General features: G+C 69.8%; 20 protein-coding genes. 13 read left to right on the top strand and 7 right to left on the bottom strand.

Annotation, left to right across the window (positions count from 1 at the left end; genetic code table 11):
* Window positions 1–7: 7 nt before the first annotated feature.
* Entirely contained in the window at window positions 8–1,438 is a 1,431-nt protein-coding gene (locus ACIA73_RS05510; RefSeq protein ID WP_399436977.1) for a DUF2079 domain-containing protein, read from the bottom strand.
* A gap of 324 nt (window positions 1,439–1,762) precedes the next feature.
* The gene (gene sodN, locus ACIA73_RS05505; protein ID WP_389249210.1) at window positions 1,763–2,158 is read right to left on the bottom strand and encodes a superoxide dismutase, Ni; all 396 of its coding nucleotides are present in this window, start codon (window positions 2,156–2,158) and stop codon (window positions 1,763–1,765) included.
* A gap of 153 nt (window positions 2,159–2,311) precedes the next feature.
* Here sodN and sodX point away from each other — a divergent pair, with 153 nt between their 5' ends.
* Complete coding sequence (sodX, locus tag ACIA73_RS05500; protein ID WP_399436976.1) at window positions 2,312–2,776, top strand: nickel-type superoxide dismutase maturation protease; 465 nt, start codon at window positions 2,312–2,314, stop codon at window positions 2,774–2,776.
* Here sodX and ACIA73_RS05495 read toward each other — a convergent pair.
* Window positions 2,680–3,309 carry a CGNR zinc finger domain-containing protein gene (locus tag ACIA73_RS05495; protein WP_399436975.1) on the bottom strand — a complete coding sequence of 210 codons (630 nt, stop codon included), beginning with the start codon at window positions 3,307–3,309 and terminating at the stop codon, window positions 2,680–2,682. The genes sodX and ACIA73_RS05495 overlap by 97 nt on opposite strands.
* A gap of 91 nt (window positions 3,310–3,400) precedes the next feature.
* On the opposite strand from ACIA73_RS05495, the gene ACIA73_RS05490 reads away from it, so the two are divergent.
* Window positions 3,401–4,153 (top strand): class I SAM-dependent methyltransferase, encoded by a 753-nt coding sequence (locus tag ACIA73_RS05490; protein ID WP_399436974.1) that lies wholly within the window; start codon window positions 3,401–3,403, stop codon window positions 4,151–4,153.
* Between the two features lie 137 nt (window positions 4,154–4,290).
* A complete protein-coding gene (locus tag ACIA73_RS05485) occupies window positions 4,291–4,695 on the top strand; it encodes a hypothetical protein (protein WP_399436973.1) in 405 nt (134 codons plus the stop codon).
* Between the two features lie 104 nt (window positions 4,696–4,799).
* On the opposite strand, the gene ACIA73_RS05480 is transcribed toward ACIA73_RS05485, so the two are convergent.
* From ACIA73_RS05480 to ACIA73_RS05465, 4 genes are all read right to left on the bottom strand, one after another.
* Window positions 4,800–5,084 carry a hypothetical protein gene (locus ACIA73_RS05480; protein WP_399436972.1) on the bottom strand — a complete coding sequence of 95 codons (285 nt, stop codon included), beginning with the start codon at window positions 5,082–5,084 and terminating at the stop codon, window positions 4,800–4,802.
* 195 nt (window positions 5,085–5,279) lie between these two features.
* Window positions 5,280–6,041 carry an amino acid ABC transporter ATP-binding protein gene (locus ACIA73_RS05475; protein WP_399436971.1) on the bottom strand — a complete coding sequence of 254 codons (762 nt, stop codon included), beginning with the start codon at window positions 6,039–6,041 and terminating at the stop codon, window positions 5,280–5,282.
* Window positions 6,038–7,018 carry an amino acid ABC transporter permease gene (locus ACIA73_RS05470; RefSeq protein WP_399436970.1) on the bottom strand — a complete coding sequence of 327 codons (981 nt, stop codon included), beginning with the start codon at window positions 7,016–7,018 and terminating at the stop codon, window positions 6,038–6,040. The genes ACIA73_RS05475 and ACIA73_RS05470 overlap by 4 nt, the downstream gene beginning before the upstream one ends.
* A gap of 157 nt (window positions 7,019–7,175) precedes the next feature.
* Window positions 7,176–8,147, bottom strand: coding sequence for an ABC transporter substrate-binding protein (locus ACIA73_RS05465; RefSeq protein ID WP_399436969.1), 972 nt, complete (start codon window positions 8,145–8,147; stop codon window positions 7,176–7,178).
* A 640-nt stretch (window positions 8,148–8,787) separates the two neighbouring features.
* On the opposite strand from ACIA73_RS05465, the gene ACIA73_RS05460 reads away from it, so the two are divergent.
* From ACIA73_RS05460 to ACIA73_RS05415, 10 genes are all read left to right on the top strand, one after another.
* Window positions 8,788–9,993: an NADP-dependent malic enzyme gene (locus tag ACIA73_RS05460; RefSeq protein ID WP_399436968.1), complete on the top strand. Its 1,206-nt coding sequence runs from the start codon at window positions 8,788–8,790 to the stop codon at window positions 9,991–9,993.
* 184 nt (window positions 9,994–10,177) lie between these two features.
* Window positions 10,178–11,851, top strand: coding sequence for a protein kinase (locus tag ACIA73_RS05455; protein ID WP_399436967.1), 1,674 nt, complete (start codon window positions 10,178–10,180; stop codon window positions 11,849–11,851).
* 98 nt (window positions 11,852–11,949) lie between these two features.
* Window positions 11,950–12,915 carry a zinc-binding dehydrogenase gene (locus ACIA73_RS05450; RefSeq protein WP_399436966.1) on the top strand — a complete coding sequence of 322 codons (966 nt, stop codon included), beginning with the start codon at window positions 11,950–11,952 and terminating at the stop codon, window positions 12,913–12,915.
* A 71-nt stretch (window positions 12,916–12,986) separates the two neighbouring features.
* Window positions 12,987–14,456 carry a cellulase family glycosylhydrolase gene (locus ACIA73_RS05445; RefSeq protein WP_399436965.1) on the top strand — a complete coding sequence of 490 codons (1,470 nt, stop codon included), beginning with the start codon at window positions 12,987–12,989 and terminating at the stop codon, window positions 14,454–14,456.
* Between the two features lie 14 nt (window positions 14,457–14,470).
* Window positions 14,471–15,019 (top strand): GNAT family N-acetyltransferase, encoded by a 549-nt coding sequence (locus tag ACIA73_RS05440; RefSeq protein WP_399436964.1) that lies wholly within the window; start codon window positions 14,471–14,473, stop codon window positions 15,017–15,019.
* A 31-nt stretch (window positions 15,020–15,050) separates the two neighbouring features.
* A complete protein-coding gene (locus tag ACIA73_RS05435; RefSeq protein ID WP_399436963.1) occupies window positions 15,051–15,260 on the top strand; it encodes a helix-turn-helix domain-containing protein in 210 nt (69 codons plus the stop codon).
* Window positions 15,260–15,829, top strand: coding sequence for a Clp protease N-terminal domain-containing protein (locus ACIA73_RS05430; RefSeq protein ID WP_399437458.1), 570 nt, complete (start codon window positions 15,260–15,262; stop codon window positions 15,827–15,829). The genes ACIA73_RS05435 and ACIA73_RS05430 overlap by 1 nt, the downstream gene beginning before the upstream one ends.
* A 100-nt stretch (window positions 15,830–15,929) precedes the next feature.
* Window positions 15,930–16,496: a hypothetical protein gene (locus ACIA73_RS05425; protein WP_399436962.1), complete on the top strand. Its 567-nt coding sequence runs from the start codon at window positions 15,930–15,932 to the stop codon at window positions 16,494–16,496.
* Between the two features lie 63 nt (window positions 16,497–16,559).
* Entirely contained in the window at window positions 16,560–16,952 is a 393-nt protein-coding gene (locus tag ACIA73_RS05420) for a VOC family protein (RefSeq protein ID WP_399436961.1), read from the top strand.
* Between the two features lie 94 nt (window positions 16,953–17,046).
* A complete protein-coding gene (locus ACIA73_RS05415; RefSeq protein ID WP_399436960.1) occupies window positions 17,047–17,412 on the top strand; it encodes a VOC family protein in 366 nt (121 codons plus the stop codon).
* Window positions 17,413–17,428: the final 16 nt, after the last annotated feature.

Raw genomic sequence — 17,428 nt, 5'->3', positions numbered from 1 at the left:
CCCGCCCCTACGGCTTGCGGAGCAGCGTGATCCCGTCCTTCTCCACCACCTGCACATACCCGTGCTCGCGGTACAGGCGCATCATCCGCTCGGTGCGGGCGACCGGGCACGGCACCTTGACGGTCGGATCGGTGCGGTCCACGACCACCCACTGCGGCGGGTCGGCCGGGAGGCCGGTCGGGTGCGCGGGGTCGGGGCCGGTGCCGTAACAGACCAGTCCCACGGTGGTACGTGAAGTGAGCATCGGCGCAAGCCGGTTGGAGGAGGCCACCAGGCTGCCGTCCGGGATGCGGTCGAGGATCTCACGGGCGACGGTGACGTGTTCGGGCGTCCGCCAGGCCGACGGCAGCACCAGATCGTGCAGCGGATACACGGCCGCCGTGACGGCGGTGAACGCCGCGGAGAAGGCGAGCGCCCGCCGGCGCCGTACCCCCGACAGCAGATCCTTCCGCCGGCTCAGCACATCCACGAACCCCGCGAAGAGCACCGGCATCAGAATCGCGCTGTAATGAAAACCCGGCGTCCAGTAGTGCTCATTGCCCGCGACGAACCGCCACCCCAGCGTCGGCGCACACAGCAACAACAACGGAGACCGTACGCCGTAGAACGCCACCGGCGCCGCCAGCATCAACAGCAGAAGCCACTTCATCGGCGGCCAGAAAGCCCCGAGCGCGAGACTCAGCACATTCCCCGAGGGTGACGCCCCGTCCCCGGGAATCTGCCCCCAATAGGCGAAAGCCCCACTGGGATTCATCGCCGGAAGCAGCACCAGCATTTCGACGGCACTGCCCGCCGCCCCCAGTACCACCACGGAAATGCCCAGCCCCAGGCGGGAATTGAAGTCCGCCGGCACCGTCTTCGCGGCCCGCCGCTCCCGCACCGCCTGCAAGGCGATGTACGCCCCCACCGCCGACCACGTCAGCCCGAGATCCTCCTTCACCAGCAGCAGCGGAGCCGCCCACAGCGCCCCCGCCCACCACCGCCGCTGCCCCAGCGCCACCGCGCTGAACGCCAGCAACGGCACCGCGAAGGCGATCTCGTGGAAGTCCTTGGCCGCCGCCGAGACGATCCCCCAGGACGCCCCGACCCCGCTCCCCACCACCAGCGCGGCCACCGGCCCGACCGCCCGGTGCGCCCACCGCGTCAGCGGAAAACACGCCAGCGCGAGCAGCGCCGACTGTGCGACAAGAAGAGTGATCCCACTCGGAAAAATGCGATAGAACGGCGCCAGCAGCACCAGAATCGGATGAAAGTGATCCCCGAGCAGATTGAACCCGGGCCCCTTCAGCTCGACGATCGGCGCCCGCCCCTGCGCATAACCCGCAACGGCCTGCTCGAATATCCCGAGGTCGAACCCACCGTTGAGCATCCGGTCATTGCGAAGAATCGCCACCACCGAATAGAGAACGAAGAACAGCACGGTCAGCGACCACGCCATCCTGTCCGGTCCGGGAAGTCGCCTCCGCAGCGCCGGTATCCGGCCCTCCGGTATTCGCCCGCCCACCGCCCACGCCGGTATGCGCGCGGCCCGCGCCCCGCTTTCCCGAACCGTCGCCGCCACCTCTGTGCCCCGCTCCCGCTCCGCCGTACCCTGCCAGGTCGCCAACGTACGGGGCCCGCCGAAGGGTTTCCAACTTCCATGCGGACTCCCGCACGAAAAGACCGCACCCGGTCCGCCGTGAACGCCGGGTGCGGCGTCCTGCGGACCGGGTGCGGTCAGTGGGGTGTCCCGGGGGACGGCCCGGGGGGACCCGGGTGAAGGTCAGGCCTTCTTGGTCTCCCAGAAGATGCGGTCGATCTCGGCGATGAGCTCAAGGGCCTTCTCGCCGGTCTTCGGGTCGGTCGAGCCCTTGGCGGCCGAGAGGGCCTTCAGGGTGTCGTTGACCAGCTGGTGGAGCTGCGGGTACTTCTCGAAGTGCGGGGGCTTGAAGTAGTCGCTCCAGAGCACCGAGACGTGGTGCTTGGCAAGCTCCGCGCGCTGCTCCTTGATGACCACGGCGCGCGCCTGGAAGTGCGCGTCGTCGTTGGCGGCCATCTTCTCCTGGACGGCCTTGACCGACTCGGCCTCGATACGTGCCTGGGCCGGGTCGTACACGCCGCAGGGGAGGTCGCAGTGGGCGCTGACCTTGACCTTGGGGGCGAACAGGCGGGAGAGCATAAATCGCATCCTTCCTCGTGATCGTCTTCTCAAGAGGGGAGATTACTCCGTGAGCGACGCGTTTTTGCGAGTGCCCCCATGGGCCTACGTCAAAAGTCCGGGGTCACTATGGGACCGGGGGCTGGTGAGGATGGCGACCGGGAGGTGCCGCAGATGACGGAGAGTGGGCAGGTGCCGGGCGGGCGTGAGCGGGAGGCCGCGCCCGGGCAGGAGTCCGGGGCGCCGCTGGGGATCGCCGAGGTGATGGGGCGCTCGATGGTGCCCACGCTGCTGCACCGGGACCAGGTGCTGGTGCATTACGGCGCTCAGGTCCGACCGGGTGACGTGGTGATCATGCGGCATCCGTTGCAGCAGGATCTGCTGGTGGTGAAGCGGGTGGTCGAGCGGCGGGAAGGGGGCTGGTGGGTGCTCGGGGACAACCCGGACGCCGAGGTGGTGGACTCGCGGGCGTTCGGGACGGTGCCGCCCTCGCTGATCCTGGGGCGGGTGCGGGCCAGGTACCGGCCGGTGCAGGCGGGGCGTCAGCGGTCGGTGGGGACGGTGGTCTCGTGGCTGGTGTCGGCGGTGCGGCCGGTGCTGGCGGACCGTTCGGTCTCCAGGCGCTTGCGGGCGCGGTAGGCGGCGACGTTGGCGCGGGTGGCGCAGCGGTCGGAGCAGTAGCGGCGCGAGCGGTTGGTGGAGGTGTCCAGGTAGGCGTTGCGGCAGGGGGCCGCCTGGCACAGGCCCAGGCGCTCCGCGCCGTGCTCGGTGAGGTGGAAGGCCAGCCCCATGCAGGCGATCGCGGCATAGCCCGCGGTCGCGTTCGAGGGGTGGTCGGCGAGGTGCATGTGCCAGTCGGGCCGGCCGTCGTCCTTGCGGGTCTCGTGGCCGGAGATCTGCGGGCTCACCGGGAATTCGAGGAGGAGGGAGTTGAGGAGGTCGACGGCGAGGGTGTCGTCGTCGGTGTCGGCCGCCTCGAAGACGGAGCGCAGCCGTGCCCGTACCGAACGGAAACGGGTCACATCCGCGTCGGTTGCCCGGCGGGCCGCCTGCTTGTTGTTGCCGAAGAGGTCGCGGACGGCCTCCACCGAGGTCAGGACGTCCTTGTTGCGGACCGGTTCCTCGGTGTTCACCAGGCGCACGGCGTAGTCCGCGTAATAGGCCAGTTCCACTTGTAGTCCTTACCGGGGCGGTCTAGTCTCGGTGTGAGCTCGGAGTAATGGGTGTTTCTGGTTCGAGGGTATTACGAGGTGAGTGGTTTCCATGGCTGACGTGACGGACTGGAATGCCTGGCAGGCCGGCTGGGACCGGCAGCAGGAGTGGTACATGCCCGACCGCGAGCAGCGCTTCGGGGTGATGCTCGACATGGTCGAGGCGTTCGTCGGGCCCGAGGCGCGGGTGCTGGACCTCGCGTGCGGTACGGGAAGTATTACGAGCAGGCTGCTCCGGCGGTTCCCGAGGGCGACCAGTACGGGTGTCGACCTCGACCCGGCGCTGCTGACGATCGCGCGCGGCACGTTCGAGGGGGACGCGCGGGTGGAGTTCGTGACGGCGGACCTGATGGACCCCGAGTGGCGCGGCAAGCTGCCGTACGAGAGTTACGACGCGGTGCTCACCGCGACCGCTCTGCACTGGCTGCGGCTGGGGCCGCTGGCGACGCTCTACTCGCAACTGGGCGAACTGGTGCGGGAGGGCGGGGTGTTCATCAACGCGGACCGGATGAAGGACACCACCACGCCCCGGATCAACGCCGCCGAGCGGGCGCTGCGGCACACGGGCATGGAGCGGGCGAAGGCGGAGGGCGTGCTGGACTGGGGGCAGTGGTGGCAAGTGGCCGCCTCCGCGCCGGAGTTGGCGGCTGCGACGGCCGAGCGGTTCGCCCTCTTCGGGGAGCACGCGGACGGCGAGACCCCTTCGCTGGACTGGCACGCCTCGACACTGCGCGCGGCCGGGTTCGGGGAGGCGCGGGGAGTGTGGGCGTCGCCGTCGGATTCCATGGTGCTCGCGGTCAAGTAGTGGGGTGGTGGTGGCCTTGCGGCAGGTGCGCGGAAACGGTGCGGTGCCGGTTGTGTGAGGGCGGCGGTCTTGGCCGGAAACTTGGGGACAGTGGCTTTCCATGCTCCTTCGGGAGTCCTTCGGGGAAAGGCACGGACATGAAATTCCGGTCGCTGAAAATAGGCGCTGCGCTGATCGCCGCAGTCGCCGCCACCCTGGTTACCGGTTCGCCGGCGAGTGCCGGTGGAACCAAGACCTGCAATGCCGACTTCGGCTATATCTACGACATCTGTTTCGACGGGTCCAACGACAGTTTCATCGTCAACGACCTGGTCGCGGACGGCGAACGAGCCGTTGTCGTCTGGGCCGCACGTGACGGTTCGGGCAAGAAGGGGCAGTGCGTCGACGACAACGGTGCGCTGAACAGCCCGAAGGTGTGCGACCACAACTTCAACGAAGGTAACCAGAAGGTGGTCTTCTTCCACGGGATCACCCAGAACGGCCCCCGTGGCAAGGCGCACAACATTTCGTGGCAGTACACCGGGTACATCACCCCCAGGTAGACCTCGCGCGCACCCGCGTGACCGCATGCGCGTGACGGAGGCGGTGAAGGATGCTCCACCATCCCTCACCGCCTCCGGCGTGTTCCGTGTGCTGTCCCGGTGGGTCAGCGCAGGTACGTCGTCCAGCCCTGGCCCGGCACGTACACCTGGTGGCCGCGCTTCTCGATCTTGTCCTTCGAGTTGCAGGTGGCCTTGCTCGACCCCGACGTCACCGTCGCGCCGTACTTGCGTGTGCGGTACGAGGTCTCGGTGTAGATGCACCCGAGATAGGCGCGCACCTTGCGGCCGCAGGGGTTTTTGGTGACCTTGGCCGTGTACGACCTTCCGCTCGTCGAGCCGGAGGTGCTGACCGTGCAACTGGGGTCCGCCTGGGCGGTCGCCGTGAGCACCGGAACGCTGCTGAAAGCCAGTACCGAAACGACACCGGCCAGAATGCTTCGCCTGAACCTCAAAGAAATATCCCCCTTGATCTGTGGAGTGATCCGTGGACTGCGGGCGCGGTGAGCATAGTTGCGCGAGCAGCCCGGATCCGTGGAGATCAAGGGGGAATTCCGTCAAGAGGTGGCGCCCTTTACTGGAACGACCTAAAGCACCTTCGAAAGGAACGACTTCGTGCGGTCGTGCTGCGGATTGGTCAGTACGTCGCGCGGGTTGCCGGATTCGACGACCACGCCCTCGTCCATGAAGACCAGCGAATCGCCGACCTCCCTGGCGAAGCCCATCTCGTGGGTGACGACGATCATCGTCATGCCGTCCTCGGCGAGCCCGCGCATGACGTCCAGGACGTCACCCACCAGCTCGGGGTCGAGGGCCGAGGTCGGCTCGTCGAAGAGCATCAGCTTCGGTTCCATCGCCAACGCGCGCGCGATGGCGACGCGCTGCTGCTGGCCGCCGGAGAGCTGGGCGGGGTAGTTGCCCGCCTTGTCGCCGAGGCCGACCCGGTCCAGGAGCTGGACGGCGCGGGCCCTGGCGGTCGCCTTGGACTCGCCCTTGACCTGGACGGGGGCCTCGGTGACGTTCTCCAGCGCCGTCATGTGCGGGAAGAGGTTGAAGCGCTGGAAGACCATGCCGATGTCCCGGCGCTGGAGGGCGACCTCGCTGTCCTTGAGCTCGTACAGCTTGTTGCCCCGCTGCCGGTAGCCGACCAGCTGTCCGTCGACCGACAGCCGGCCCGCGTTGACCTTCTCCAGGTGGTTGATGCACCGCAGGAAGGTGGACTTGCCGGAGCCGGAGGGGCCGACCAGACAGAACACCTCGCCGGTGGAGACCTCCAGGTCGATGCCCTTGAGGACTTCGAGGCTGCCGTACGACTTGTGGACGTTCTCGGCCTTCACCATGGTGCTCATCGGACGCTCCCACTGCCGCGGTTGCCAAACAGGTTGGCCTTGATCTTCTGGAAGGGCGTGGCGGGCAGCGACCGCAGTGAGCCCCGGGCGTAGCGGCGCTCCAGGTAGTACTGGAAGACGCTGAAGACGCTGGTCATCACCAGGTACCAGATGGCGGCGACGAAGAGCATCTCCATCACGGCGTACGACGACGAGCCGATCGTGGACGTCGAGCGCAGCAGCTCGTTGTACGTCACCGCGAACACCAGCGCCGAGGTCTTGAGCATGTTGATGAACTCGTTGCCGGTCGGCGGCACGATCACCCGCATCGCCTGCGGGATCACGATCCGGCGCAGCGTCTTGGCGTGGCTCATGCCGAGCGCCTGCGAGGCCTCGGTCTGGCCCTCGTCGACGGCCAGCAGGCCGGCCCGGCAGATCTCCGCCATGTACGCGGCCTCGTTGAGGCCCAGGCCCAGCAGGGCGCACAGGAACGGGGTCATCACGTCCGTCATCTCGTCCTTGTAGAGCGGACCGAGGTTGAGGACGGGGAAGATCAGCGCCAGGTTGAACCACAGCAGCAGCTGGAGGTAGACCGGCGTCCCGCGGAAGAACCAGATGTAGGCCCAGGCGACACTGTTGGTCACCGGGTTCTTGGAGAGCCGCATCACGGCCAGCACGACGCCGAGGACCACGCCCATGATCATGGCGAGGATGCTGATCAGCAGGGTGCGTCCGGCGCCCGCGACCACGGTCTCGTCGAAGAGCTTGTCGGGGACGGCGTGCCACTGGATGTCGCCCTGGGAGAACGAGAACCCGAGCAGGAGCAGCAGCGCGATCACGATCACGCCGCTGACCCAGCGCCCGTAGTGGCGTACGGGGATGGCCTTGATGACCTCGGCCGGGGAGGAGGACGGGGTGACCGTCGTCGACGCCGTCGCCGGGGTGGAGGACCCACCGGGGGGTGCGTCGGCGGGCTCCTTGCTGAACTTCTCAGTCATGACGACTGCCCTTCAGTGGTGCGCAGGAAAGTGGTGCTCAGAGGTACGGTCCGGCCGGCGCGCGCACGGGGGAGTGCAGGGGGCGGGCGCCGGGGAGTGCCGGGCGCGCGCACCGGGAAGTGCCCGGGGCGCGCACCGGCCGGACCGCTCGTCCGGACTACTTGCCGCTGTTGATGGCCGCAGCGTCGATCGCGCCGGACTCGGCGCCCCACTTCTCCAGGACCTTCTTGTAGGTGCCGTCCTTGATGAGCGCGTCGACGGCCTCCTTGAGGGCGTCGCGCAGCTTGGTGTTCTTCTTGTCGACGGCCAGGCCGAACGGGCCCGCCTCGAAGGGCTCGCCCACGAGCTCGAAGTACTGGCCGCCACCGGCCTTCTTGACCAGGTCGGCCGCCACCGGGGAGTCGTTGACACCGGCCGCCGCACCGCCGGACCGCACCCGGGTCTGCGCCTCGGTGTCGTTCTTGAAGGACTTGACGTCGACGGCCTTCTTGCCGCCGTCGGTGCACTTCTTGGACTGGTCCTTCACGGCGGTCTCGTACGTGGTGCCGATCTGCACCGCGACGACCCGGCCGCACAGGTCCTCGAAGGACTTGACGCCCGTCGGGTTGCCCTTCTTGACGTACACGGCGGTGCCGGCCATGAAGTAGTCGACGAAGTCGACGCCCTTGCCGAGCTTCTTGCCGTTCTCGTCCAGGCCCTCCTGGCGGGACTTGTTGTCCGTGATGGACGACATCGCCAGGTCGTACCGGCCGGTGTTGACACCGGTGATCAGGGTGTCGAAGTCCGCGTCGGTCAGCTTGACCTTGACGCCCAGCTTCTTGCCCAGCTCCTCGGCGAGGTCCGGGTCCACACCGATGATCTTGTCGCCCTCCTTGGACTCCATCGGGGCGTACTCGGCGTTGGTGCCGATCTCCAGGACGCCCTTCTTCTGGACGGTCTCGGGGAGCTTGGAGAACAGCGGGCTGCTGTTGCCGCCGGCCTTGTCGCCGCCGCCGGAGTCCTTGTTGCCGTCGCCGCCGCCGGTCTGGTCGCCGCAGCCGGTCAGGACCAGGGCTCCGGCGACCGCGAGCGCGCCCACCGCGGCTATTCGGGAACGAGCGGCCGTGCGGCGGATGGTGCGTGCGGTCATGGAGGTCCTCCGGCAGATGAGGGTATTTCGTTCCGGGTTGCCCGAAACTTCATGTCTGGGCTATTTGCCCGGCATGTCCGGGCGGATCGCGGCGATCGAGCACGCGGCTCTGGGTGGTACGACCGGGGTGCGACCAGGTGTGATGAGCGCATCTTGCCATTCGGACCCGCTCAATAAGGGCGCCGGTCATGTCAAAATCAGATAACGGGTGATCCCCGCAAGCCGACGGCCCTCTTCTCAAGGCGGGACTTTGTGCGGGAAGTTGGGCATCCGGCGGGACGATCTGCGGTGCGTCTCGCGATATGGGCACATCACAAGCCGCGTAACGGGACAAGGTCTTGACTTGTGCGGAACTTGTCCGACATCCCGGCATGAGTCATCCCACAACGTCTCCATGACCTGCCCGTATTCGGTCACCACCCCGATACGGACTCGTCGTCGATGTGCCCCGTCCGGTAAGAAGGACCCTTACACCCCTCATCCGGGGCCCAGGGCGCGTGTGCGGCGCGCCCGCGCGTTCGCACCTCCCCCTGCCGGGTCGGGCCAACCGACCGGCGCAGGGCGCGAACGCGGACCCGCCCACCCCTCCTCAACCAGGAGTGGCCACCCTCAACTGATGAAGACTTAAGGGGTAAATGAAATGGCAGCGGAGATCGTCAATCCCGAAACCGGTACGGGCACGGGGCCGGATGAGCCCTTCGACCCGGCCTTCGCGCTCCACCGCGGCGGCAAGATGGCCATCCAGGCCACCGTCCCGGTGCGCGACAAGGACGACCTGTCCCTCGCTTACACACCCGGTGTCGCCAAAGTGTGCACCGCCATCGCCGAGCAGCCGGACCTGGTCAACGACTACACCTGGAAGTCGAACGTCGTCGCCGTCGTGACGGACGGTACGGCGGTTCTGGGCCTCGGTGACATCGGCCCGGAGGCCTCCCTCCCGGTCATGGAGGGGAAGGCCATCCTCTTCAAGCAGTTCGGTGGCGTCGACGCCGTCCCGATCGCGCTCGCGACCACCAGCACCGACGAGATCGTCGAGACCGTGATCCGGCTGGCCCCCTCCTTCGGCGGGGTCAACCTGGAGGACATCTCGGCGCCGCGCTGCTTCGAGATCGAGCGCCGCCTCCAGGAAGCCCTGGACATCCCGGTCTTCCACGACGACCAGCACGGCACCGCCGTGGTCACCCTGGCCGCCCTGCGCAACGCCGCCCGCCTGACCAAGCGCGAGCTGGGCGAGCTGCGCGCGGTCATCTCCGGTGCGGGCGCGGCCGGTGTCGCCATCGCCAAGTTCCTGCTCGAAGCCGGTCTCGGTGACGTCGCCGTCGCCGACCGCAAGGGCATCGTGAGCACCGACCGCGACGACCTCACCCCGGTCAAGCGCGAGCTGGCCGAGCTGACGAACAAGGCGGGCCTGTCCGGCTCCCTGGAGTCCGCCCTCGCGGGCGCCGACGTCTTCATCGGTGTCTCCGGCGGTACGGTCCCGGAGCCCGCGGTCGCCTCGATGGCGCCCAACGCGTTCGTGTTCGCCATGGCCAACCCGAACCCCGAGGTGCACCCGGACGTCGCCCACAAGTACGCGGCGGTCGTCGCCACGGGCCGCTCGGACTACCCGAACCAGATCAACAACGTCCTCGCGTTCCCCGGCATCTTCGCGGGCGCCCTCCAGGTGCGGGCCACCCGCATCACCGAGGGCATGAAGATCGCCGCGGCCAACGCGCTGGCGGACGTGGTCGGCAACGAGCTGGCCCCCGACTACGTCATCCCCTCCCCGTTCGACGAGCGCGTCGCCCCGGCGGTCACCGCCGCGGTCGCGACGGCCGCCCGGGCCGAGGGCGTGGCGCGGCGGTAGTCGCCGCCGGCCGAGGTCGTACGTGTACGGGCCGGGCCCGTGCCCCTGGTTTCCACCGGGGCACGGGCCCGGCCCGTATTCGCTTGTGGGGTAGGGCACTTGGGTCGGTGCGGGAGGCCCGCGCGCGCCTATACTCCCTGTTCGCCCGGCAGGGGCGGGGTGCGCACTGACACGCGGGGGAAGCATGGCGGAGTTGCAGGAAGCGTCCGGGCTGGTACTGGCCTGGGGGATCGCCGGCATGGCCGTGCCCGCGCTGGTGGTGCGGACGGCCTCGCTGCCGCTGCTGACCCGGGCCCAACAGGCCACCCGCGTCCGGGAGCCGGAGATCCGGTCGGGCCGGGTGTCGCCCTGGGGGCTGCCCGGCGCCGCTCTGGCGGATCTGGTGCTGGGCCTGGTCTGCGCCGTCGGTCTGACGGTGTGGCTGGGCACCCGGTCGGTAGTCGGCTTCGAGGTGATGGTGAGCCCGGTCGAGATGCCGAACGTCGACCAGCTCCAGCGGATGTTCGGCCTGGGGTTGGTGCCCGCCCGCATCGCCTTCTACAGCTTCGCCGTCCCGGTGCTGCTGCTGTGGCTGCTGCTCTGGTTCCTGACCCAGCGCAACGTACGGATGGTCGGGGTACCGACTCCGGACGGCCCGGTGGGCGGGGTCCGCGCGCCCGGGCCCCGGCTGGCCGCCGCGCTCGTACTGCGCCTGCTGCTCGGGGTGTTCGCGCCGTTCGGCCTGGTGGTGGCGGCGCTGGCGTGCCAGATCGTGGCGGCGCTGGTGAGTTCGCGGGTACGGTCGACGCCGGTCGCCGTACCGGGTGCTCCCGCCGCCGGGTCTTTCGGTGCCGCGCGGCCCTTCGCGCCCGTCGCGCCGAACCCGTACGCGCCCACCGCTCCCGCCGGGCAGCCCGGCACCCCGCCCGCGCCCGCCTTCGCGCCCGGCGGCCCCGCACCGTACGTGCCCACGCAGGCCGCCGTCGCCTCCCCGGTGGCGTACCAGCAGTTGCATCCCAACGAGCCGCGTTCGCTCGCCGGATACCAGTTGCTCGGCCGGATCGGGGCCGGTGGCATGGGAACGGTCTATCTCGCCCGCCGTGAGGGCTCAGCGACCCAGGTCGCGCTCAAGACCATCCATCCGGAACTCCTGGACCACGCCGAACTGTTGAAGCGGTTCGAGCGGGAGGCGGAGGTGCTGGCGATGGTGCCGGGGGCGTACACCGCGCGGGTGCTGGACGCGGGGGTGGACTCCGGTCGGCCGTATCTGGCGATGGAACTGCTGGACGGGCGGCCCCTGGACGTACATCTGCGGGAGCAGGGGCCGATCACTTCGCCCGAGGCGCTGCGGGCGCTCGCGCTCGCGCTGGCGATGGCGCTCTCCGGGGTGCACAAGCTGGGGCTGGTGCACCGGGACCTCAAGCCCGCCAACATCATGCTGACCACGGCGGGGCCCCGATTGCTGGACTTCGGGATCGCGGCACTGGTGGACGGGACCCGGCTGACCCGTACCGGCGGCGGCCCGGGAACCCTGACGTACATGGCGCCCGAGCAGTTCGGGGATGAGCCGGTGGGGACGGCCGCCGACATCTGGGCGTGGGCGTGCTGTGTGGTGTGTGCGGCGCACGGGGCGAGCCCGTTCCAGGCGACCAGCACGGGTGCGGTGATCCGGCGGATCGTGGACACCGGGCCCGAGGCAGCGGCGCTGGCCGCCGTACGGGCGCTGGATCCGGCACTCGCGGCGGCCGTGGAGCGGGCGCTGACCACCGACCCGGCCGGCCGGCCGAAGGACGGGGCCGCGCTGGTGGAGCTGCTCGGGGGTTCCACCTCGGACGTACGGGCGGAGATCACCCGGGGCTGGCAGACCATGGTGGTCTGAGGCGAGCGGCCCGAGAGGGCGCGGGCACGGTCCGAGGGACGTGGCTCACACCCGTTGGCGGTTCCGCCGTGACCCCGGTGCCGCCTAGGGTCGGGGCCATGTTCGCCGCATACGCAGCCCGCATCGACCGTGACCAGCCGCTCAACGGACTTGAGTTGGGGGAGCGCCCGGAGCCGGAGTCCCGGCCCGGGTGGACCACCGTGACCGTGCGGGCCGCCAGCCTCAACCACCACGACCTGTGGTCGCTGCGCGGGGTGGGCATCACCGAGGACACCCTGCCGATGATCCTGGGCTGTGACGCCGCCGGGATCGACGAGGACGGCAACGAGGTGGTCGTGCACTCCGTCATCGGCGACACCGGTCACGGCGTCGGACCGTACGAGAAGCGCTCCATCCTCACCGAGAAGTACCAGGGCACCTTCGCCGAGCGGGTCACCGTGCCGGCGTGGAACGTGCTGCGCAAGCCCAAGGAGCTGAGCTTCGAGGAGGCCGCCTGTCTGCCGACCGCCTGGCTGACGGCGTACCGGATGCTCTTCAGCAACGCGGGGGTACGTCCCGGTGACGCGGTCCTCGTCCAGGGCGCGGGCGGCGGTGTCGCGACCGCCGCGATCGTGCTCGGCAGGGCGGCGGGCCTGCGGATGTACGCCACCAGCCGGGACGAGGCCAAGCGGAAGCGGGCCGTGGAACTGGGCGCGGTGGACGCCTTCGAGCCGGGCACGCGGCTGCCGCAGCGGGTGGACGCGGTGATCGAGACCGTCGGCGCGGCGACCTGGTCGCACTCGGTGAAGTCGCTGCGGCCGGGCGGGACGCTGGTCATCTCCGGTGCCACCAGCGGCCAGAACCCCTCCGCAGTCGAGCTCAACCGGATCTTCTTCCTGGAACTGAAGGTCGTCGGCTCGACCATGGGGTCGAAGGACGAGCTGGAGGATCTGCTCAGCTTCTGTGCGGCGACGGGCGTACGTCCGGTGATCGACCAGGTGCTGCCGCTGGACCGGGCCCGCGAGGGCTTCGAGCGGATGGCGGGCGGGGACCTCTTCGGAAAGATTGTGCTCACCGGGTCTTGAGAGTCGGGTGGGGGCACTGTTTGATCACCGGCACCTGAACTGCCTGCCTGTTCGCCGGAGGAGTCGCCCCCATGCGCAACACGTACGCAAGAACCGCAGTCGCCGCCCTGATGGGCGGAGTGCTGTTGGCGGCAGGGGGACTCGCTGCCCCTGCCGCACACGCCGCACCCGCCCCCGCGCCTGCCGCATCCGCCGCTCCCTCGCCCGCTGCCGCCACCGCATCCGCCGCCGCCATTTCGGACATCCCCAGGCTGACCGACGAGCGCGGGCGGGTCCTCACCCTGCGCGGCTGGAACGTCGAGGACAAGACACATCGCGGCGAGGACGCCCTCAGCCTGATCACCGAGAAGCACTTCCGCGACATGAGCCGCCAGGGCTTCAACTTCGCCCGCCTGCTGGTCTTCTGGGACGACCTGGAGGCCAGGCGGGGCGTCTACAGCAAGCCGTACCTCCGCAGAATCGAGCGGATACTCGACTGGGCGCACACGTACGGAGTGCGCGTCCTGATCGACGGCCACCAGGACGTCTTCGGCCCCGCCTTCGGACACCGTGGCATCCCCGAGTGGGCGACCCGCACCGACGGGCTCCCCTTCGAGCGCAACCCCGACGACTGGTTCTCCGAGTACTTCCAGCCCGCCGTGCAGCGCGCCTTCACCCACCTCTACGAGGACGCCGACCTCCAGCGCGCCCAGGCCGCCGTCTGGAAGCTGCTCGCCGACCGCTTCGGCGACCACCCGGCCGTCATCGGCTACGACTTCCTCAATGAGCCGATGGGCGAGCTGAAGGAGGGCGAGGACCTGCCGACGGCGGCCCGCCGGATCGAGCGGGACCAGGTCACCCCGATGTACAACCGCCTTGCCGCAGCCGTCCGTTCACAGGACCGGCGGAAGTGGCTGTTCGTCGAGCCGACGCCGATCGTCGGGGAGGGGGTGCCCACCGGCCTCGGCAGGATCAAGGACCCGAAGGTGGTGTACGCCCCGCACTTCTACAACACCGCGATGGAGGCCGGCGCCGACTACGACCCGAAGGCGGGCTGGATCGAGGCCTACGAGGCGGCGGTGACCGCCTACCCCAAGCAGCACAAGCTGCCGGTCGTGGTCGGCGAGTGGGGTCCGCTCAACAACGACGGCCCGAACATGGGCCGCTTCTACGACGACGCCCTCGCCTCCTTCGCCCGCTACAGCTCCGGCTACGCGGGTTACGTCTGGTGCTACGGCGGGGGCTACTGCGCCGTGGACCGGGCGGGAAAGCTGCGCGGTCACAAGGCGAAGACCGTCGAGCCGTACGCGGCGGCGGTGGCGGGAGAGGTGTCCACGTCGGCGTACGACCCGGCGAAGGGCGTGTACTCCCTTGCCTACCGCGCGGGTTGGAGCAGCGGAACCAGCGAGATCTCGCTGCCCGCGAGCGAGAAGGGGTGGCGGGTGAGCGTGCACGGCCGGGCATGGAGCGGGACCAGCCAGGTCGGCCCCGACCGCGCGGAAAAGATGCGCGTGTACGCGGTGCCGGGTGCGAGGGTCACGGTGACCGTGCGGCGCAGGTGACGAATGGGGTACGTGTGACCAGAGATCTGACCACTCCGGAAGGGCTCGTGCTGCGGGCCTGGACGGAGGCCGACGCCCCCGTCCTGCTGGCCGCCTTCGGCTCCTCGCCCGAGCTGGCCCGGCAGGCGGGACGGCAGGTGTCGGGACCCGACGACGCCAGGGAGTGGGTACGGCGCAGGGCCGCTCTGCGGGCCGAGGACGCGGCGTACTTCTTCGCCGTGACGGACGGGGCCGGCGGCGCGCTCCTCGGGAACGTCGCCGTCGGCTCGGTGGACCGCGCGCACGACAGCGGCTGGGTGTCGTACTGGACGGTGGAGCCGGCCCGGGGGAGGGGCGTGGCGGCGGCGGGCGTACGCCGTCTCACCGACTTCTGCTTCGGTGAACTCGGTCTGCACCGGCTGGAGTTGGGGCACCGTACGAACAATCCTGCCTCCTGCCGGGTCGCCCTCCGGGCCGGTTTCGCGTCCGAGGGCATCGAACGGGGCAAGCTCCGCTACGGCGACGAGCGCTACGACGTCGAACGCCACTCCCGCCTTTCCACCGACCCCGTCAATCAAGGTTGACACGCTCGCTCTCGTCAACCATCATTGACGCATGAGTGAAGCAACCGACCTCGCCGGCAAGGCGGGCGACAGGGATCCACGGGTCGGGCTGCGTGCGGTGGCCGCTCTGCGGCGGCTGCTGGAGCAGTTGGAGGCCGTGCAGGTGCGGGGGGCCCGTAGTCAGGGCTGGTCGTGGCAGGAGATCGCGGCGGAGCTGGGTGTCAGTAAGCAGGCCGTGCACAAGAAGCATGGAGGGCGATGATGTTCGAACGGTTCACGACGGAGGCGCGGAGCGTGGTGGTCGAGTCGCAGGTTCACGCGGCGCGGCTGGGCTCCGACACGATCACCGAGGAACACCTGCTGATCGCCCTGCTGGCGCAGGCGGGTGAGGCAGGCGCGGCGGGGTCCGCCGCCACCGCCCTCACCGCCCTGGGGCTGACCGGCCGCCGCGAGGAGATCGAAGGCTCGCTCGCCGCGACGCGGCGGCGCGGCGGGGTGTCGCAGGCGGAGGCGGACGCGCTCGCCGGGATGGGCATCGACGTCGACGCCATCGTCGCGAAGGTGGAGGAGACGCACGGGGAGGGTGCGCTGGGCCGGGGAGGCAAGGGCAGGCGCTGGCTTTCGTCGGGGCACCGGCCGTTCACGCCCGGTGCGAAGAAGGTTCTTGAGCGCTCGCTGCGGGTGGCGCTGGGGCATGGCGACAAGTACATCGGCGGGGAGCATCTGCTGCTGGCGCTGGTGGCCGCGCCCGGAGCGGTGGCCGAGGTCCTGACGGAGTTCGGCGCAGAGTACGGGGAGGTGGAGCGGGCGGTGTTCGGGACGGTCGAGTAGGGCGCCGGGCGTGGAGCGGGCGGGCGTTGTCGGACCCGGGGGCTAGGGTCTTCGGCAACGTTCGCCGCCTGCCGTACGCCGTCCGTTCCGGAGGTCCGCCATGTCGTCCGTACCCGCACCCGTCGAGTTCGCGCCTGCCGGATCCCCGGTGGACGGTCCGGTCACCAAGATGGGTGGCCGGCCGGCCTGGCTGGAGGTGGCGCAGTGGCCCCTGTCGCGCGGGAGCGGCGCACCGATGGAGTTCCTCGGGCAGTTCGCGCTGCGCGGCGGCGGGCTCGGCTATCTCTTCATGACCGCCGGGGACGGCGACGGCACCTTCGAGCCCGAGGGCGGCGAGAACGCACTGATCATTCAGCCGGGCGGCCGGATCCCGGACTTCCTGGCAGACGTACGGGAGGAACGGTCCGGCCCGACCGTCGCCCAGGACCACCTTCCGGTGATCGGGGAGGCCGACCCGGAGGCGGAGTGCTGGCAGTTCCTGGGCGGGCCCGGGGTGGAGCCGTTCTGGCTCCAGGGCGAGGAAGTGCCGGGCGAGGGCTGGGAGTTGCTGGTACAGCTGGACTCGACCGCCCTGCCCTTCCACGTCAACTTCGGGGACGCCGGCATCGGCTACGCCTTCCTGTCGCCGGACGGCAAGGAGGGGCGCTTCCTCTGGCAGTGCACATAGCCGCACGCCACCGAGCGACCGTGCGTCAAGGCGCGCCCTGACGCGTGACAAGGAGCTTTTGAGATGACCAGCAAGTTCACCGAGCTCGCCATCGACTGCGCCGACCCCGACGGCCTCGCCCGCTTCTGGTGCGCGGTCCTGGACTACGAGGTGCAGGACAAGGACGAGGACGGGGTGGTCACCATCGGCTCCCCTGCGGTGCCCGAGGGCAAGGACCGCCCCGGTCCGGTGCCGCCGACGCTCACCTTCGCGCGCGTACCCGAGGGCAAGACCGTCAAGAACCGGCTGCACATCGACGTCAGCCCCACCGACAGGGAGCAGGCCGATGAGGTCGCCCGACTGCTCGCGCTGGGCGCCCGGCCCGCCGACGTGGGCCAGGGCGGGACGGCGAGCTGGGTCACTCTCACCGACCCGGAGGGGAACGAGTTCTGCGTCCTCGCGGGCCGGTGCCCCTGATGGGCACTTCGCACGGCGCCCACCGATGAGTTCTTCCCCCGGGCCCGGTCCTACCTGATGACACCACCACATCGGGAAGCGCCGGAGGATCGCAATGAGTGAAAGCACCCGCGTCACCCAGGTTGCCACGGTCGGGATCGCCGTCTCCGACCAGCAGAAGGCCCTGGAGTTCTACGTCGGCGAGCTCGGCTTCGAGGTACGGCGGGACGCCCCCTTCGGGCCGGGGCGCTGGATCGAGGTGGCACCACCGGGGGCGGCCACGACCATCGCTCTCGTCCCCACGGGGGTTCCGGCCGGTGTGCGGCTGACCACCGCGGACGCCGGGGCCGCGCACACGCAGCTGCGCGCACGCGGCGTCGACACGGACGAGGAGGTCCTGCGGATGGGGCCGGGGGTGCCGCCGATGTTCGCGGTGCGCGACCCGGACGGCAACAGCCTGATCCTCATCGAAGGGGCCTGAACGGGGAGGGTGCGGC

The organism is Streptomyces sp. NPDC051561, assembly GCF_044454195.1.
Classification (GTDB): domain Bacteria; phylum Actinomycetota; class Actinomycetes; order Streptomycetales; family Streptomycetaceae; genus Streptomyces.
Note: the sequence above shows the minus strand (reverse complement) of the source record. Positions and strands in the feature narration are given on the sequence as shown.

Excerpts from the sequence above, each read along its gene's own strand:
- ACIA73_RS05510 (WP_399436977.1), bottom strand. The coding sequence starts at position 1,438 with ATGGCGTGGTCGCTGACCGTGCTGTTCTTCGTTCTCTATTCGGTGGTG.
- sodN (WP_389249210.1), bottom strand. The coding sequence starts at position 2,158 with ATGCTCTCCCGCCTGTTCGCCCCCAAGGTCAAGGTCAGCGCCCACTGC.
- sodX (WP_399436976.1), top strand. The coding sequence starts at position 2,312 with ATGACGGAGAGTGGGCAGGTGCCGGGCGGGCGTGAGCGGGAGGCCGCG.
- ACIA73_RS05490 (WP_399436974.1), top strand. The coding sequence starts at position 3,401 with ATGGCTGACGTGACGGACTGGAATGCCTGGCAGGCCGGCTGGGACCGG.
- ACIA73_RS05485 (WP_399436973.1), top strand. The coding sequence starts at position 4,291 with ATGAAATTCCGGTCGCTGAAAATAGGCGCTGCGCTGATCGCCGCAGTC.
- ACIA73_RS05475 (WP_399436971.1), bottom strand. The coding sequence starts at position 6,041 with ATGAGCACCATGGTGAAGGCCGAGAACGTCCACAAGTCGTACGGCAGC.
- ACIA73_RS05470 (WP_399436970.1), bottom strand. The coding sequence starts at position 7,018 with ATGACTGAGAAGTTCAGCAAGGAGCCCGCCGACGCACCCCCCGGTGGG.
- ACIA73_RS05465 (WP_399436969.1), bottom strand. The coding sequence starts at position 8,147 with ATGACCGCACGCACCATCCGCCGCACGGCCGCTCGTTCCCGAATAGCC.
- ACIA73_RS05460 (WP_399436968.1), top strand. The coding sequence starts at position 8,788 with ATGGCAGCGGAGATCGTCAATCCCGAAACCGGTACGGGCACGGGGCCG.
- ACIA73_RS05455 (WP_399436967.1), top strand. The coding sequence starts at position 10,178 with ATGGCGGAGTTGCAGGAAGCGTCCGGGCTGGTACTGGCCTGGGGGATC.
- ACIA73_RS05450 (WP_399436966.1), top strand. The coding sequence starts at position 11,950 with ATGTTCGCCGCATACGCAGCCCGCATCGACCGTGACCAGCCGCTCAAC.
- ACIA73_RS05445 (WP_399436965.1), top strand. The coding sequence starts at position 12,987 with ATGCGCAACACGTACGCAAGAACCGCAGTCGCCGCCCTGATGGGCGGA.
- ACIA73_RS05435 (WP_399436963.1), top strand. The coding sequence starts at position 15,051 with ATGAGTGAAGCAACCGACCTCGCCGGCAAGGCGGGCGACAGGGATCCA.
- ACIA73_RS05430 (WP_399437458.1), top strand. The coding sequence starts at position 15,260 with ATGTTCGAACGGTTCACGACGGAGGCGCGGAGCGTGGTGGTCGAGTCG.
- ACIA73_RS05425 (WP_399436962.1), top strand. The coding sequence starts at position 15,930 with ATGTCGTCCGTACCCGCACCCGTCGAGTTCGCGCCTGCCGGATCCCCG.
- ACIA73_RS05420 (WP_399436961.1), top strand. The coding sequence starts at position 16,560 with ATGACCAGCAAGTTCACCGAGCTCGCCATCGACTGCGCCGACCCCGAC.
- ACIA73_RS05415 (WP_399436960.1), top strand. The coding sequence starts at position 17,047 with ATGAGTGAAAGCACCCGCGTCACCCAGGTTGCCACGGTCGGGATCGCC.